This window comes from Pseudotabrizicola sp., from assembly GCF_030656345.1.
Lineage (GTDB): Bacteria > Pseudomonadota > Alphaproteobacteria > Rhodobacterales > Rhodobacteraceae > Pseudotabrizicola.
This window is the reverse complement of sequence record NZ_JAUSNR010000023.1, coordinates 1-13,749: the sequence shown is the minus strand read 5'-3', so window position 1 is coordinate 13,749 and position 13,749 is coordinate 1. Positions and strand designations below refer to the sequence as shown.

The 13,749-nt window shown below is 61.6% G+C and carries 12 protein-coding genes; 2 read left to right on the top strand and 10 right to left on the bottom strand.

Features of this window, described 5'->3' with window-relative positions; all coding sequences use genetic code 11:
- Positions 1-43: 43 nt before the first annotated feature.
- Entirely contained in the window at positions 44-2,302 is a 2,259-nt protein-coding gene (locus Q7J44_RS12920; RefSeq protein ID WP_304880517.1) for a cation-translocating P-type ATPase, read from the bottom strand.
- A 265-nt stretch (positions 2,303-2,567) separates the two neighbouring features.
- Between Q7J44_RS12920 and Q7J44_RS12915 the strand changes: the two genes are divergently transcribed.
- Positions 2,568-3,011: a universal stress protein gene (locus tag Q7J44_RS12915; RefSeq protein WP_304880516.1), complete on the top strand. Its 444-nt coding sequence runs from the start codon at positions 2,568-2,570 to the stop codon at positions 3,009-3,011.
- A gap of 127 nt (positions 3,012-3,138) precedes the next feature.
- Here Q7J44_RS12915 and Q7J44_RS12910 read toward each other — a convergent pair whose 3' ends face one another.
- The 8 genes from Q7J44_RS12910 to Q7J44_RS12875 form a co-directional block, all read right to left on the bottom strand.
- Positions 3,139-4,692: a malonyl-CoA synthase gene (locus tag Q7J44_RS12910; RefSeq protein ID WP_304880514.1), complete on the bottom strand. Its 1,554-nt coding sequence runs from the start codon at positions 4,690-4,692 to the stop codon at positions 3,139-3,141.
- A gap of 40 nt (positions 4,693-4,732) precedes the next feature.
- Positions 4,733-5,500 carry an enoyl-CoA hydratase/isomerase family protein gene (locus tag Q7J44_RS12905; protein ID WP_304880513.1) on the bottom strand — a complete coding sequence of 256 codons (768 nt, stop codon included), beginning with the start codon at positions 5,498-5,500 and terminating at the stop codon, positions 4,733-4,735.
- A gap of 2 nt (positions 5,501-5,502) precedes the next feature.
- The gene (locus Q7J44_RS12900) at positions 5,503-6,489 is read right to left on the bottom strand and encodes a tripartite tricarboxylate transporter substrate binding protein (protein WP_304880511.1); all 987 of its coding nucleotides are present in this window, start codon (positions 6,487-6,489) and stop codon (positions 5,503-5,505) included.
- 28 nt (positions 6,490-6,517) lie between these two features.
- Positions 6,518-7,846, bottom strand: coding sequence for a malonyl-CoA decarboxylase domain-containing protein (locus Q7J44_RS12895; RefSeq protein ID WP_304880510.1), 1,329 nt, complete (start codon positions 7,844-7,846; stop codon positions 6,518-6,520).
- Positions 7,843-8,511, bottom strand: coding sequence for a GntR family transcriptional regulator (locus tag Q7J44_RS12890; RefSeq protein WP_304880508.1), 669 nt, complete (start codon positions 8,509-8,511; stop codon positions 7,843-7,845). Before Q7J44_RS12890 ends, Q7J44_RS12895 begins: the two co-directional genes overlap by 4 nt.
- A gap of 176 nt (positions 8,512-8,687) precedes the next feature.
- The gene (gene lgt / locus Q7J44_RS12885; protein ID WP_304880507.1) at positions 8,688-9,491 is read right to left on the bottom strand and encodes a prolipoprotein diacylglyceryl transferase; all 804 of its coding nucleotides are present in this window, start codon (positions 9,489-9,491) and stop codon (positions 8,688-8,690) included.
- A 79-nt stretch (positions 9,492-9,570) separates the two neighbouring features.
- The gene (gene ilvD / locus Q7J44_RS12880) at positions 9,571-11,430 is read right to left on the bottom strand and encodes a dihydroxy-acid dehydratase (protein ID WP_304880505.1); all 1,860 of its coding nucleotides are present in this window, start codon (positions 11,428-11,430) and stop codon (positions 9,571-9,573) included.
- 205 nt (positions 11,431-11,635) lie between these two features.
- Positions 11,636-11,878 carry a TIGR04438 family Trp-rich protein gene (locus Q7J44_RS12875; RefSeq protein WP_304880504.1) on the bottom strand — a complete coding sequence of 81 codons (243 nt, stop codon included), beginning with the start codon at positions 11,876-11,878 and terminating at the stop codon, positions 11,636-11,638.
- Positions 11,879-11,999: 121 nt separating this feature from the next.
- Here Q7J44_RS12875 and Q7J44_RS12870 point away from each other — a divergent pair, with 121 nt between their 5' ends.
- Positions 12,000-12,305, top strand: coding sequence for a c-type cytochrome (locus tag Q7J44_RS12870; RefSeq protein WP_304880503.1), 306 nt, complete (start codon positions 12,000-12,002; stop codon positions 12,303-12,305).
- Between the two features lie 99 nt (positions 12,306-12,404).
- Here Q7J44_RS12870 and Q7J44_RS12865 read toward each other — a convergent pair.
- On the bottom strand, positions 12,405-13,749 hold a 1,345-nt coding region (locus tag Q7J44_RS12865), incomplete at its 5' end, for an acetate--CoA ligase (protein ID WP_304880501.1).

Genomic DNA, 13,749 nt, shown 5'->3' with positions numbered 1-13,749 from the left:
CAAACTTCAAACACCGGTTGCCTAGCCGCTGCATGGTACGCCTTCAGGGGCTACCCGGGGCGGTATCAGAGAGCCGCGATGGGACTTTAGAGGCCAGGCGCAAGGCATTGCCGATCACCAGCAAGGAACTGCCGGCCATGCCCAGCCCGGCCAGCCAGGGTGGCATGAAACCCAGCAACGCCAGCGGCACACACACCAGGTTGTAAAGCGCGGCCCACATCAGGTTTTCCCGCACGATGCGCAGCGTAGAACGCGCTTGCTTCAAGGTCAGCACCACATCCATGACCTGCCCCCCCTGAATGACGTAATCGGACTGCGCCTGCGCCAGGGGCGCGGCATGGCCCAGCGCGAACGACGTGTTGGCGCGCGCCAGCACCGGGCCGTCGTTCAGACCGTCGCCCACCATGGCCAGCTGGATGCCTTGCGCCTGAAGAGCCGTCACCTCAGCCAGTTTTTGCTCCGGCGAGGCGCCGGCGATCACATGGTCCACGCCCACGGCCTGCCCCACTTGCTGCGCGGCGGCTTCGCGGTCACCCGACAGCAGCCAAGTACGCACCCCCATAGCGCGCAGTGCACTCACGGCGGCCTGGGCATCGTCTCGCAAGCCTTCCTGCAACTCAAAGGTGGCGAGCCAACCCTGCTCGTCCGAGAGACAGACGCGAGGCGCGTCGCTCACATCCCGTGCATCGGCACCGTCCAGGCCACAAAAGGCCGACGAACCCAAACGCACACGCGTGCCGTTGGGGCGCAAGGCCTGCATGCCCTGCCCGGCCACTTCAGCCAGGTCAGTCAATGCAGGTGTCTGCAGGTTTTCAAGACCGCCAGCCGCCAACGCGATGGCACGCGACACCGGATGCAATGAACCCGCAGCCATGGCTGCAGCCAGCAACAGCGCCTCGTCTTGGCTGACGCCTGCGCGGGTACGTACATGTGCCAACAACAGGCGGTCATGCGTCAAGGTGCCGGTTTTGTCGAATACCACCGCATTGATGTTGGCCAGGGACTCAAAAGCCTGCAAGCGGCGCACCAGAATGCCGCGCCGGGCCAACGCACCGGCCGACGTGAGCATGGCCGCCGGCGTGGCCAGCGACAAGGCGCATGGGCAGGTAACGATCAACACCGCCACCGCCACGGCCAGCGCCTTGGAGTGGTCTATCTGCCACCAGTACCAGCCAGCAAACGCCGCCGCCACCAGCACCGCCACCAAAAAGGGCGCCGCAATGCGGTCGGCCAGGATGGCCAGGCGGGGCTTTTCGGTAGACGCTTTTTCCATCAGCGACACGATCTGGGCAAAGCGTGTGTCGCGTCCCAGCTTGTCCACACGCAACAGCACCGGGCCGCCCAGGTTGAAACTGCCGGCGACAACGCCCTCCCCTTGGTGCCGCGTGACGGGCCGTGACTCACCGGTCAGCAGTGCTTCGTCCACCGTGGCGCTTTCGCTGAGCACCGCGCCGTCGCCCGGAAACGCCTGGCCAGCCTGCACCCGCACCACATCGCCCAGCGCCAGCCGGCGAATGGACACGGACTCAAAACGGCCATCGGATTTCTGCAGGTCACACACCTCGGGCAAGCGGTTCATGAGGCTGTCGAGCGCACCGGCGGTGCGGTCGCGGGCTTTCAGCTCCAGGTAGCGCCCGCCCAGCAGGAAGAACACAAACATGGTGAGCGAGTCGTACCAGACCTCGTAGCCCCAGGGGCCCGTGGGATCAAAGGTGGCCGCCGAACTGGCCAGAAAGGTCACCAGGATACCGATAGAGACCGGCGTGTCCATGCCGATACGGCCATGCTTCAGGTCGCGCCACGCACTGCTGAAAAACGGGCCACTGGCGAAAAACACCACCGGCAGGCTCAGCACCCAACTGGCCCAGCGCAGCAACTGGTCGATGTCGGCGGGGATTTCGCCCGGTTCGGTTACGTAGGCTGGCCATGCATACATCATGACCTGCATGGCGCAGAAACCGGCAACGAACAAGCGCCAGAGTGCTTGACGGGTTTCGCGCAGCCGCTCGCTGATAGAGAGCGCTTGCTGCATGGGCAGCAAGCGGTAGCCGGTGTCACCCACGGCCCGCGCCAGGCTGGACATGGTGGTTTTTTCTGGGTCCCAGCGCAGCGTGAGCCGCCGGGTGGCGGCGTGCACATGGGCGCGCTCCACGCCCGGAAGGTGCTGCAATGCCGTCTCAACGGTGTCGGCACAGGCGGCACAGTACATGCCCTGCACCATCAATACCGACTCGGCGGTATTGCGGCCATCGACGTCACTGAATTCCGTGAATTCGCGCTGCTCCACCGGGTCGTCAAGCACGGCAAAATTGTCTGTGACGTCGAGGGGCCCGCGGTGCTCCCCAAGCCAACTGGGCGGCTCGGGCACCGAGGCATTGGCCTGCGCGGGCGCTGCCCCGGTCAAGCGCGGAGCGGCAGGTGGAAGCCCTACCGGGGGCACGGTAGTGGCCTCGTTCATGCGCTGAGGGTAAAGGAAGTCAGGTTCCATGCGCTTGATTTAAGTCAACCTGAATGGGTCGGTGTTTGCTAGTCTATGGGTTCCCTAGCAACTTTCGAGGAGAAACCGCATGTACAAACGTATTCTGGTGGCCACCGATGGCTCCAAACTCTCACAACAAGCGGTGGAGCACGCCATCGACCTGGCTGACCTGACGGGTGCAGAAGTGGTGGCGCTGAAAGTCGTACCCCGTTATCCACAAACTTACTTTGAAGGCGGTGTGGCCCTGGCCGCTGCCGAGGTGGAACGCATTGAAAAGCAATGGCAGGAGGAGGCCATGGCGGCCGTCAACGCTGTGAAATCGGCAGGTCAATTGCGCGAAGTGAAGGTCAAGCCGATCACGGTGAAGTCTGACCTGATTGCCGAGGCCATCATCGCCGCAGCCAAGCGCAACAAGTGCGACCTGATCGTGATGGCCTCACACGGTCGTCGTGGACTCAAACGCTTGCTGCTGGGCAGTGAAACGCAACAGGTTCTCACACATTCGCACACGCCGGTGTTGGTGTTGCGCTAGCTTTCCCCCTGCGCCGCCTGCGGCGCCACCCCGCAGCGGGCAACGCGAGCGACCCGGCGAAGCCGGTTCCACCGCATTCTGGTCTTGTTCACGCGCCCCGAACCATTCTTCGCGGCGCGTTTTTCCTTCAGGCGCACGCGTTTTTGTACTGTTCGCGCAGCAGGTTCTTTTGAACCTTGCCCATGGTGTTGCGGGGCAGTTCGTTCACCACAAAGCACCGCTTGGGGATCTTGAAATTGGCCAGGCTCGACTTGAGTGCGGCAACGATCTGCTTCGCGTCCAGCGTAGCACCGGGTTTGGCAATCACCACGGCCACGCCCACTTCACCGAAGTCGGGGTGGGGCACACCCACCAGCGCGCTTTCAGCCACGCCAGGCAGTTCGTTGATGAAACCCTCAATCTCGGCCGGATACACGTTATAGCCGCCAGAGATGATGAGGTCTTTGCTGCGCCCCACGATGCACACATAACCCCGGACATCCACAAAGCCTACATCGCCCGTCTTGAAGAAACCGTCTGCGGTGAATTCTTCAGCCGTTTTCTCCGGCATGCGCCAGTAACCCTTGAACACATTGGGTCCGCGCACCTGAATGCCACCAATCTCCCCCACTGGCAGCGGCTGGCCGGCATCGTCCACCACCCGCAACGCCACACCCGGCAGCGGGAAACCCACCGTGCCACCGCGCCGCTCGCGCTCACCCATGTAGCGGGCATCAGGACCGCAGGGATTGGACGTGAGCATCACCGTCTCACTCATGCCGTAACGCTCCAGAATGGTATGCCCGGTGCGGACGCGCCACTCATTGAATGTTTCGATCAGCAAGGGTGCTGAGCCTGAAATGAACAGGCGCATGTGGACGGCTTGCTGAGGTGTCAAGGCCGGCTCGGCCAGCATTCGAACATAGAGCGTGGGCACTCCCATGAACACAGTGGCACGCGGAAACAGCGAAACGACCGTGGGTGCGTCGAACTTGTTGAGCCACAGCATGGGGCTGCCATTGATAAGCGCGCCGTGAATGGCCACAAACAGCCCGTGCACATGAAAAATAGGCAAAGCGTGGATCAGCACATCGTCCGACTGCCAGGCCCAGTAAGACTGCAACACCTGGGCGTTGCTCAGCATGTTGCCGTGTGACAACATGGCGCCTTTGCTGCGCCCAGTGGTGCCGCTGGTGTAGATGATCACAGCCAGATCGTCTGCTGCACGCACAGCAAGCTCGTGCACATCGCTGTGGTGGGCAGCGCGCTCAAGCAGGCTGCCGTTGCGCGCGTCGTCCAGGGTAAACACGTGGCGCGTGCCGGCGTTGAAGGCAATCTTGGACACCCAACCGAAATTTTCCGGGCTGCACACCACCACGGCGGGCTCAGCGTTGCCCACAAAATATTCGATCTCAGTGCTCTGGTAAGCGGTGTTGAGCGGCAGGAACACATAGCCCGCACGCAGCGTGGCCAGGTACAGCACCAGCGCTTCCACCGATTTTTCAACCTGCACAGCCACACGGGCACCCGCAGGCAGGTCCAGCGAAGCCAGCAAGTTGGCCATCATGGCGGTGGCTCGGTCCAGATCGCGCCAGCTGTAGCACAGGCCGGGGCCATCGGGGTCCACGGTTTCCACCGCCACGCGGTCCAGGTCTTGTGGGAAAGCTGCGCGCAGCGCAGCGAACAGGTTGTGGTTGCTCATGGGGGTTGCCACAGGTCTCCGTGTGGATGAGGTCAATAAATTAAAAAGCAGGTTTGCGCTTGGCCAAGAAGGCGCTGACACCTTCTCGGTGTTCGGCGCTGTCCGCGTAGCGGTAGGCAGCCAGCATCAGATCGGGAGCAAGGGGTTGGGCTGTGAGACACCGCAGGGTTTGCTTGTTGAGCCGTGCCGCTTGCGGCGCCAACTGTGTTGCGTGTACCGCCCGTGCCCACGCCTGGTGAGCCACATCGGCATCGGGCCAGACAGCCTGCAAGAAACCGCGGGCCTTCATCTCGACTGCGTCCAGCACGGCAGCCTCAATCAACATTTCACGCGCTGTGGCAAGTCCTGCTTCGCGAGCCACCAACTGGGCTTCGCGCGGGGCCATGGGAAAACCCAGCCGGGCAATGGGCGCACCAAAGCGCGCACCCTGCCCGGCCAGGCGAATGTCACAGCAGCTGGCGATCTCGACCCCAGCCCCCATGCAATGGCCTTCAATTTGGGCGAACACCGGCAGATCACACGCCAACATGGCACTCAGGCCACCCCACACGTCGTTTTCATGAAAGTCGCGCAGGCTTGCCTCCTCAAAACGAAATGTCGGGTATTGGCTGATATCGCCGCCCGCACAAAAATGCCCACCCTGCCCACACACCAGCACAGCGCGAACATCTGAACGGGTCTGCAGATCATCGAAAACGCTCTTCAACCCGCGCCACATCGTGCGCGACATGGCGTTGAAGCGATCCGGGTGGCTCAACGTTACGCGGGCCAGCGGACCCTCGCATTGCAGTAAAACGACACCGCTCATCGTCAGTCGAGCTTGGCGCCAGAGGCCTTGACCACCTGCGCCCACTTGCGTACCTCACCCTTCACAAAGGCATCGAACTGAGGACCGCGCAGGTTGGCAAATTCAGCGCCTTGCCCAGCCCAAACGACCTTGGCTTCGTCGGTGCTGGCCGCCTTGCTGATTTCGTCAATGGCACGGGCTTGCACATCGGCGGGTGTGCCCGCGGGTGCCCAAATGCCATACCACGTGGTGACGTTGTAGTCAGGCAGATCCAACTCAGCGGCGCAAGGTACGTCGGGGAATGCCGCGCTGCGCTTGTTGCCCGACACCATCAAAGCCTTGATACGTCCGCCCTTGATGTGTGCCGCTGAAGAGCCCAGACCGTCAAACATCATGTCCACATTGCCAGCGATCAGATCATTGAGCGCGGGGCCTGCCCCTCGGTAAGGAATGTGGGTAATGAAAGTCCTGGTCTGCTGCTTGAACAGTTCCCCCGCGAGGTGGTGCGAGGTACCGCTGCCCGCAGAGCCGTAGTTGAGCTTGCCGGGATTGGATTTGACCTGGGCCAGGAAACTCTTGAAATCGACACCCGCGTATTTCTTGCTATTGACCACCAGCACCTGCGGCACGCTGGCCACCAGAATCAGGGGAACAAAGTCTCTTTCAATGTCGTAATCCAGCTTGGGGTACATGCTGGGTGCAATCGCGTGGTGGACGGCCCCCATAAAAAGCGTGTAGCCATCTGGCGCGGCTTTGGCAGCAATACCCGCTCCCAGCGTTCCGCCAGCGCCGCCCCGGTTGTCAATCACCAGTGTCTTGCCCGACAAGCGTGTGAACTGGGCACCCAGCGGACGCGCAAAAGCATCCGTGCCGCCACCGGCAGGAAATGGCACCACCAAACTCACCGCCCGGCTAGGCCAGGTGGATTGGGCGTGCCCTACCGTGCTGTAGACGGCGGCACCAGCCATGGCCGCACGCAAAATGTCTCGTCGTTTCACATCGGGGTTCATGCATGTCTCCTAAGTTGTTGTAAGGGCGTCACAGATAGAGATCCTTTATCGCCCGGGCTGTCGGTATCTTGGCTTGCGCCAGCATGGCGCGGTGTTTGTCAAGCCGCTTCAGGTCGTAAAGGTAGTTCACCATCAACCCATAGGATTGCTTCAGGCCTTTGGTCGAAGGGTCAGCGGCCCAGTTCAGGCGCGCCACGCAAGCACCGTTGCCCAGGTGAAAGCGTGCGACCGGGTCAAGCGGTTTGCCGCCCTGCAACTCGACACCCAGATAGCGCGCTGCCCAGCCCAACAGAGCGCGCCGCTCGGGCGCGCTGTCCGGCAAATCGATGGCTTGCTCCCAGGCCTGGAGCAACTCGGCCGACGCATGTTTGATCAACCAGGCGCGCAGGCCCGGGATGGGTGACAGCGTGGCAAAGGTCTTGAGCCGTGGAAATTCCCGGTGCAAGGTTTCCACCACTTGCTTGATCAGTGAATCCCCAAAGCTGACGCCGCGCAGACCCGGCTGGGTGTTGCTGATCGAATAGAAAATGGCGGTGGTCGCGCGTTCCAAGTCGGTTGGCGCGGCGGCTTCGTCCAGCAGCGGTGTGATACTGGTGGCGATCTCACGGACCAGTGCGACCTCGACAAAAATAAGGGGCTCACCGGGCAAGCGCGGGTGAAAAAAGCCGTAGCAACGCCGGTCGCTGTCAAGCCTGTTTTTCACATCGGCCCAGCTGCGAATATCGTGCACAGCCTCGTATTTGATGAGCTTTTCCACCAGTGATGCCGGTGAGTCCCAGCTGATGCGGCGCAGCTCTAAAAAGCCAATATCAAACCACGTGGAGAACATGTACTCCATCTCCACGTCCAGCGCCAGCAAACGCTTGTCGGTCTTCAGTGCTGGCTGCATTTCGGCGCGCAGATCGACCAGAAAACGCACACCATCCTGATGGGCGCTGAAGCGCTGCAGCAGCCTGCGCCGGGGCGACACAGTCGCGCGCCGAAAAATCACTTCGGCGGCCGCCTCGTCAGGGGTACCGATGGCGGCATCCAGCTGGGCCTGTGCCTGCTTGACTTGCAGCGGATCGGCCATGAAGCGCTCGCTCATCAGCAACCACAGGTCACGCCGCTGCGGCGCTGGCGCGCTGGTGTACCAGTCCATCACCGCCTGGGCACGGCGACCACCCTCCACTTCGCTCACCAGTGGGTCCACAATGGCGCGCAAGTCATCCAGCACATGGCGCAGAGCCCGGGGCGACAGTGCCTCTGGCTCCTGGCGCAACGTGGCCCTGAGCCGCTCCCGGGTGGAACGCGGATGGGTGGCTGGTGCCGACTGGAGTCGTGCCACCCGCTGAACGATCCAGTCGGCCGTGTTCATGCCGAAATCCTTGAAGTATGGTTGCGCGCGAGTTCGCGCAGGGCAACGCGCTGGCGCGTCAGATGGGTGCGCATAGCGGCTTCAGCCCCTTCGGCATCGCGGGCCTTGAGTGCGGCAAACACCGCCATGTGCTCGGAGAGACTTTGCTCCAGACGACCTGGCGCGTGCAATTGCTGCAGCCGCGCGAGTTTGACGAGCTTGCGCAAGTCACCGATCACCTGCCCCAACCAGCGGTTGTTGGCCAGGGTGATGATGGCTTCGTGGATCGCGAAATTGACATCGTAGTAGTCGTTGATCCGGCGCGCCTGAGCATGGCGCCTGAGCCGCTCGTGCAGCTGATGGAGTGCATCCAAGTCAGCGTCGGTTGCATTGTTGGCGGCTTCATACGCGCAGCGCCCTTCGAGCAAGGCCATCACGGGAAAAATCTGATCCAGGTCGCGCTCGGTGATCTCGCTCACAAAACAGCCCCGACGCGGCTGATGGGTCAACAAACCCTCGGCTGTGAGTACCTTGAGCGCTTCACGCAGTGGCGTGCGTGAAATCGCCAATTCGTTGCACAAGGCCAGTTCGTCCACAAAGCTGCCAGGTGCCAACAAGCCGGCGAAGATGCGTTCCCGCAACTGGGCAGCCACTTCGTCATGCAGAGAACTCAGCACCACGCGCATTCGTAATCACCTGTAATTACAGATAATTTTAAATAGGCCAAATGCTTTCCCAGTGTGGTGGTTACCCTGAAATGGTAGGCAACAGGTCTGCTCGTCAAGTCCGGAACCCCTGCGCAGCCCGGGCGTGCCCCTCCCAACGTGTCTCAGCCCGCGTGCAACTCAACACCCCAAGCCCATCAGACCTTGCGCCCAAACCACCACCACAGCCCGGCGCCACCCACCACCATGGGCACGCACAACCACTGTCCCATGCTCATACCGAGCGACAGAAGACCCAGGTGGGCATCGGGCTCGCGGAAGAACTCGGCGATAAACCGGAACACGCCGTAGCCCAGAAGAAACACCGCTGACACCTGACCCGTGGCGCGCGGCTTGCGGGCGTACAGCCACAACAGCACAAACAGCAACAAACCCTCCAGCAGGAACTGGTAGGCCTGCGAAGGGTGGCGAGGCAAATCGCCAGCGCCACGAAACACCATGCCCCAAGGCAACGATGGATCGGCCACGCGGCCCCACAGTTCGCCGTTGATAAAGTTGCCCAGACGCCCGGCGGCAAGCCCGGTGGGAACGCAAGGCGCGACCAGGTCCATCACCTGCAGAAACGGCCGCTGGCGGCTGCGCGCGTACCAGACCATCGCCAGAATCACACCCAACAGCCCGCCATGAAAGCTCATACCGCCTTGCCAGACAGCAAAAATCTCCAGCGGGTTCGCCAGGTAATAAGCCGGCTTGTAAAACAGGCAGTACCCTACCCGCCCACCCAGCACCACACCCATGACACCCAGAAACAAGATGTCTTCTACATCACGCCGGGACCAGGGGGTCGGTTGCCGCACGGAGGCAAAAGGCTCGTGCCGCAGCCGTGCATTGGCCAGCAACATGAACAAACCAAAAGCCGCGAGATAGGTCAGCCCGTACCAATGAATGGCCAAGGGCCCGAGTTGCAGAGCAACGGGGTCAATTTGAGGATGGATCAGCATGGTTGGCGATTGTGCACGCAAGCTGCCCGCCGGCAGCCCAAGCGGCACCCGTACACAGACCGGTGCCGCTGCCTGGAGCTCAATCGCCCAACAATGAAAGGTCGCGCACAGCGCCTTTATCGGCCGAGGTGGCCAGCAGCGCGTAAGCCTTCAGCGCGGCCGACACCTTGCGCGGACGCGGCTGCACCGGCTTCCAGCCCTTGGCGTCTTGCTCGGCACGGCGCTGGGCCAGCTCTTCGTCACTCACCAGCAGGTTGATGCTGCGGTTGGGAATGTCGATGCGTATCTTGTCGCCGTTGCGTACCAGGCCAATGGCACCGCCTGCGGCCGCTTCGGGCGAGCAGTGGCCAATGGACAAGCCCGAGGTGCCACCCGAAAAGCGGCCATCGGTCAACAGCGCGCAGGCTTTGCCCAGGCCCTTGGACTTGATGTAGCTGGTCGGGTAGAGCATTTCCTGCATACCAGGGCCGCCCTTGGGCCCCTCGTAGCGCACGATCACCACGTCGCCTGCCTTCACGTTGTCGGCCAGGATCTGCGCCACCGCTTCGTCTTGCGACTCGGTCACAAAGGCAGCACCTTCGAACACCAGAATCGATTCGTCCACGCCTGCGGTTTTCACCACGCATCCGTCCAGCGCAATGTTGCCGCGCAGCACGGCCAGGCCACCCTCTTGTGAGAAAGCGTGTTCGCCCGAGCGAATGCAACCGTCGGCGCGGTCCACGTCCAGGCTGGGCCAACGCGTGGCCTGGCTGAACGCCACTTGGGTGGAGATGCCGGCCGGGCCAGCCCTGTAAAAAGTCTTGACCTCTTCGGATGGATTGCGCGCAATGTCCCAGGCGTCCAGTGCGTCCTTCATCGTCTTGCTGTGAATGGTAGGCACGTCGGTGTGCAGCTTGCCAGCGCGGTCCAGTTCGCCCAGGATGGCCATGATGCCGCCGGCGCGGTGAACGTCTTCAATGTGGTACTGGTTGGTGTTGGGCGCCACCTTGCACAGTTGGGGCACCACGCGCGAAAGGCGGTCAATATCGGCCATGGTGAAGTCGATGCCGGCCTCTTGCGCAATGGCCAGGATGTGCAGAATGGTGTTGGTCGAACCGCCCATGGCAATATCGAGCGTGATTGCGTTCTCAAAGGCCTTGAAGCCCATGGAGCGCGGCAGCACAGACTCATCTTCCTGCTCGTAGTAGCTGCGGCACAGGTCCACCGCCAGCCGGCCAGCGCGTTTGAACAGTTGCTCGCGGTCGGCATGCGTGGCCAACACGGTGCCGTTGCCCGGCAACGACAGGCCCAGCGCCTCGGTCAGGCAGTTCATGGAGTTGGCGGTGAACATGCCCGAGCACGAACCGCAGGTCGGGCAGGCCGAGCGTTCCACTTCAGCCAAATCGGCATCGCTCACCTTGTCGTCCACCGCCATCACCATGGCATCCACCAAGTCGAGCTTCTTGAACTCCATCACCTGGGTTTGCGGATTGGCCAGACGCACCTTGCCCGCTTCCATTGGACCACCCGATACGAAAACAACCGGAATGTTCAAGCGCATGGCAGCCATCAGCATGCCGGGCGTGATCTTGTCGCAGTTGGAGATACACACCAGCGCGTCGGCGCAGTGAGCGTTGACCATGTACTCAACCGAGTCGGCGATCAGGTCGCGGCTGGGCAGCGAATACAACATGCCGTCGTGGCCCATGGCGATACCGTCGTCCACCGCGATGGTATTGAACTCCTTGGCAACACCGCCCACAGCCTCAATTTCACGCGCCACCAACTGGCCCAGGTCTTTCAGGTGCACATGGCCGGGCACAAACTGGGTAAACGAGTTGGCGATGGCAATGATCGGCTTCTCAAAGTCACCGTCTTTCATGCCGGTGGCACGCCACAGAGAACGTGCGCCCGCCATGTTGCGGCCGGCGGTGGAGGTTTTGGATCGGTAAGCAGGCATGATGGATCTTCGTCTGGGTGGGTTCAGGGACGGTAAAAGGCGTTAATGATTATCGCCCACCGAGCAAAGGAGGTACGCCGCATGGGCTATGAAGCGCGTGGATATCCAAGCACAGAAAACAGGCGCCCCACCGCCAATCCAGTCGACTCACCGGCAAAGCGTGCACCACATGAGAAATCGCCAGCACGTTTTGAGCATATGTCGCTTATTTTCTGCGCTTGCTTTTGATGCCAAGCGCTTCGCGCTGGCGATCAAGGCGATCTTGCTTTCTCTTGTCCATTTTCTCCATCGCCTTGCGCTTGGTGTAGCCAGTGGCATCCGCCCAGGCCCACCAAGCCATGGCCATGGGAAAGGGGGACAGTACCCACCACCACGACAGATCAGCCACAAAACCGACCGCAAAGTACTTTAGGAAAATCAGGCCAATGCCCACTATCAGGAAAAACATCACACCCTCCGGTAAAGGCCCGATAAAGCCCGGCAAGAAACTGTAAGAGAGCGTATCAAAACCAGGGACACCGCTAAAATTGCAACGTACGCCCCATTCCCCTCTTCCACAAGGACAACATATGAAACGCGCTCTCCTAATTATGGCTGCCATGGCCGCTGTCACTGCGCCGGCTATAGCGGATGAAGCTCTGGCCAAAAGCAAGAACTGCATGGCCTGCCATGCCACCGACAAGAAGCTGGTGGGCCCGTCTTATAAAGATGTGGCCAAGAAATACGCTGGCGACGCGAAAGCGGCCGACATGCTGGCCACCAAAATCATCAAAGGCGGTTCTGGTGTTTGGGGTGCGATCCCCATGCCCGCCAACACGCAGGTCAGCGAGGCGGACTCCAAGAAGCTGGCGGCCTGGGTGCTGAGCCTGAAGTAACTTTTCAGCCGCTTCTCCTCAACAAAAAACCCGCTGGTTGCCCAGCGGGTTTTTTTCTATGGTCTGGCTTCACAAGAAGCCAGACGTAGGTTTCGACGATCAGTTGTTTTCTGACAATTGATCGAGAATGGCTGGGTTCTCCAAGGTGGAGGTGTCCTGGGTGATGGCTTCGCCCTTGGCGATCGAACGCAATAGGCGGCGCATGATCTTGCCCGAGCGGGTCTTGGGCAGGTTATCGCCAAAACGGATGTCCTTGGGCTTGGCGATCGGGCCAATCTCTTTGCCCACCCAGTCGCGCAGCACCTTGGCAATGGCTTTGGCCTCGTCGCCGGTGGGGCGCGAACGCTTGAGCACCACAAAGGCCACAATCGCTTCGCCGGTCAGGTCGTCTGGACGGCCTACCACGGCAGCTTCGGCCACCAGGTCCGTCTTACCCACCAGCGCCGACTCAATCTCCATTGTGCCCATGCGGTGGCCCGACACGTTCAGCACGTCGTCGATGCGGCCGGTGATGCGGAAATAACCACGGTCCACACTGCGCACGGCGCCGTCGCCGGCCAGGTAGTAGCCCTTGAGCTCTTCGGGGAAGTAGCTCTTCTTGAAACGCTCCGGGTCGCCCCAGATGGTGCGAATCATCGAAGGCCAGGGGCGCTTGACCACCAAAATACCACCAGCGCCGTTGGGCACGTCATTGCCGGTTTCGTCCACGATGGCGGTGGTGATGCCTGGCAGCGGCAGCGTGCAGGAACCCGGCACCAGCGGCGTGGCACCTGGCAGCGGGGTGATCATGTGACCACCGGTTTCGGTCTGCCAGAAGGTGTCCACAATGGGGCAACGCTCGCCACCCACGTGTTTGTAGTACCACATCCAGGCTTCGGGGTTGATGGGTTCGCCCACCGAACCCAGGATGCGAAGGCTGGACAGATCGGAACGCGCGGGGTGCACTTTCTCGTCACCTTCGGCCGCCTTGATCAGCGAACGGATCGCCGTGGGAGCGGTGTAGAAAATGGTGCACTTGTGCTTCTCGATCATCTGCCAGAAGCGGCCAGCGTTCGGGTAGGTGGGCACACCTTCAAACACGATCTGCGTGGCGCCAGCAGCCAGCGGGCCGTAGGCCACGTAGGTGTGGCCGGTGATCCAGCCGATGTCGGCCGTGCACCAGAAGATGTCGCTGTCCTTCAGGTCGAAGGTCCAATTCATGGTCAGGTTGGCCCACAGCAGGTAGCCACCGGTGCTGTGCTGCACACCCTTGGGCGTACCGGTAGAACCGGAGGTGTAGAGCACAAACAGCGGGTGCTCTGCGCTCACCATTTCGGCCGGGCAGTCTGTGGATTCGGCAGCCATCACGTCGTGCATGAAGCTGTCGCGACCGGCCACCATGTTCACCGCGGTGGGGGTGCGCTGGAACACGATCACGTCTTTCACGCACTCGCAGCCACCCATG

What these genes read in the sequence shown, in the direction of transcription:
- lgt (WP_304880507.1), bottom strand. Translation starts at nt 9,491, where the DNA reads ATGCTGATCCATCCTCAAATTGACCCCGTTGCTCTGCAACTCGGGCCC.
- Q7J44_RS12900 (WP_304880511.1), bottom strand. Translation starts at nt 6,489, where the DNA reads ATGAACCCCGATGTGAAACGACGAGACATTTTGCGTGCGGCCATGGCT.
- Q7J44_RS12905 (WP_304880513.1), bottom strand. Translation starts at nt 5,500, where the DNA reads ATGAGCGGTGTCGTTTTACTGCAATGCGAGGGTCCGCTGGCCCGCGTA.
- Q7J44_RS12875 (WP_304880504.1), bottom strand. Translation starts at nt 11,878, where the DNA reads ATGTTTTTCCTGATAGTGGGCATTGGCCTGATTTTCCTAAAGTACTTT.
- Q7J44_RS12890 (WP_304880508.1), bottom strand. Translation starts at nt 8,511, where the DNA reads ATGCGCGTGGTGCTGAGTTCTCTGCATGACGAAGTGGCTGCCCAGTTG.
- Q7J44_RS12870 (WP_304880503.1), top strand. Translation starts at nt 12,000, where the DNA reads ATGAAACGCGCTCTCCTAATTATGGCTGCCATGGCCGCTGTCACTGCG.
- Q7J44_RS12895 (WP_304880510.1), bottom strand. Translation starts at nt 7,846, where the DNA reads ATGAACACGGCCGACTGGATCGTTCAGCGGGTGGCACGACTCCAGTCG.
- ilvD (WP_304880505.1), bottom strand. Translation starts at nt 11,430, where the DNA reads ATGCCTGCTTACCGATCCAAAACCTCCACCGCCGGCCGCAACATGGCG.
- Q7J44_RS12915 (WP_304880516.1), top strand. Translation starts at nt 2,568, where the DNA reads ATGTACAAACGTATTCTGGTGGCCACCGATGGCTCCAAACTCTCACAA.
- Q7J44_RS12910 (WP_304880514.1), bottom strand. Translation starts at nt 4,692, where the DNA reads ATGAGCAACCACAACCTGTTCGCTGCGCTGCGCGCAGCTTTCCCACAA.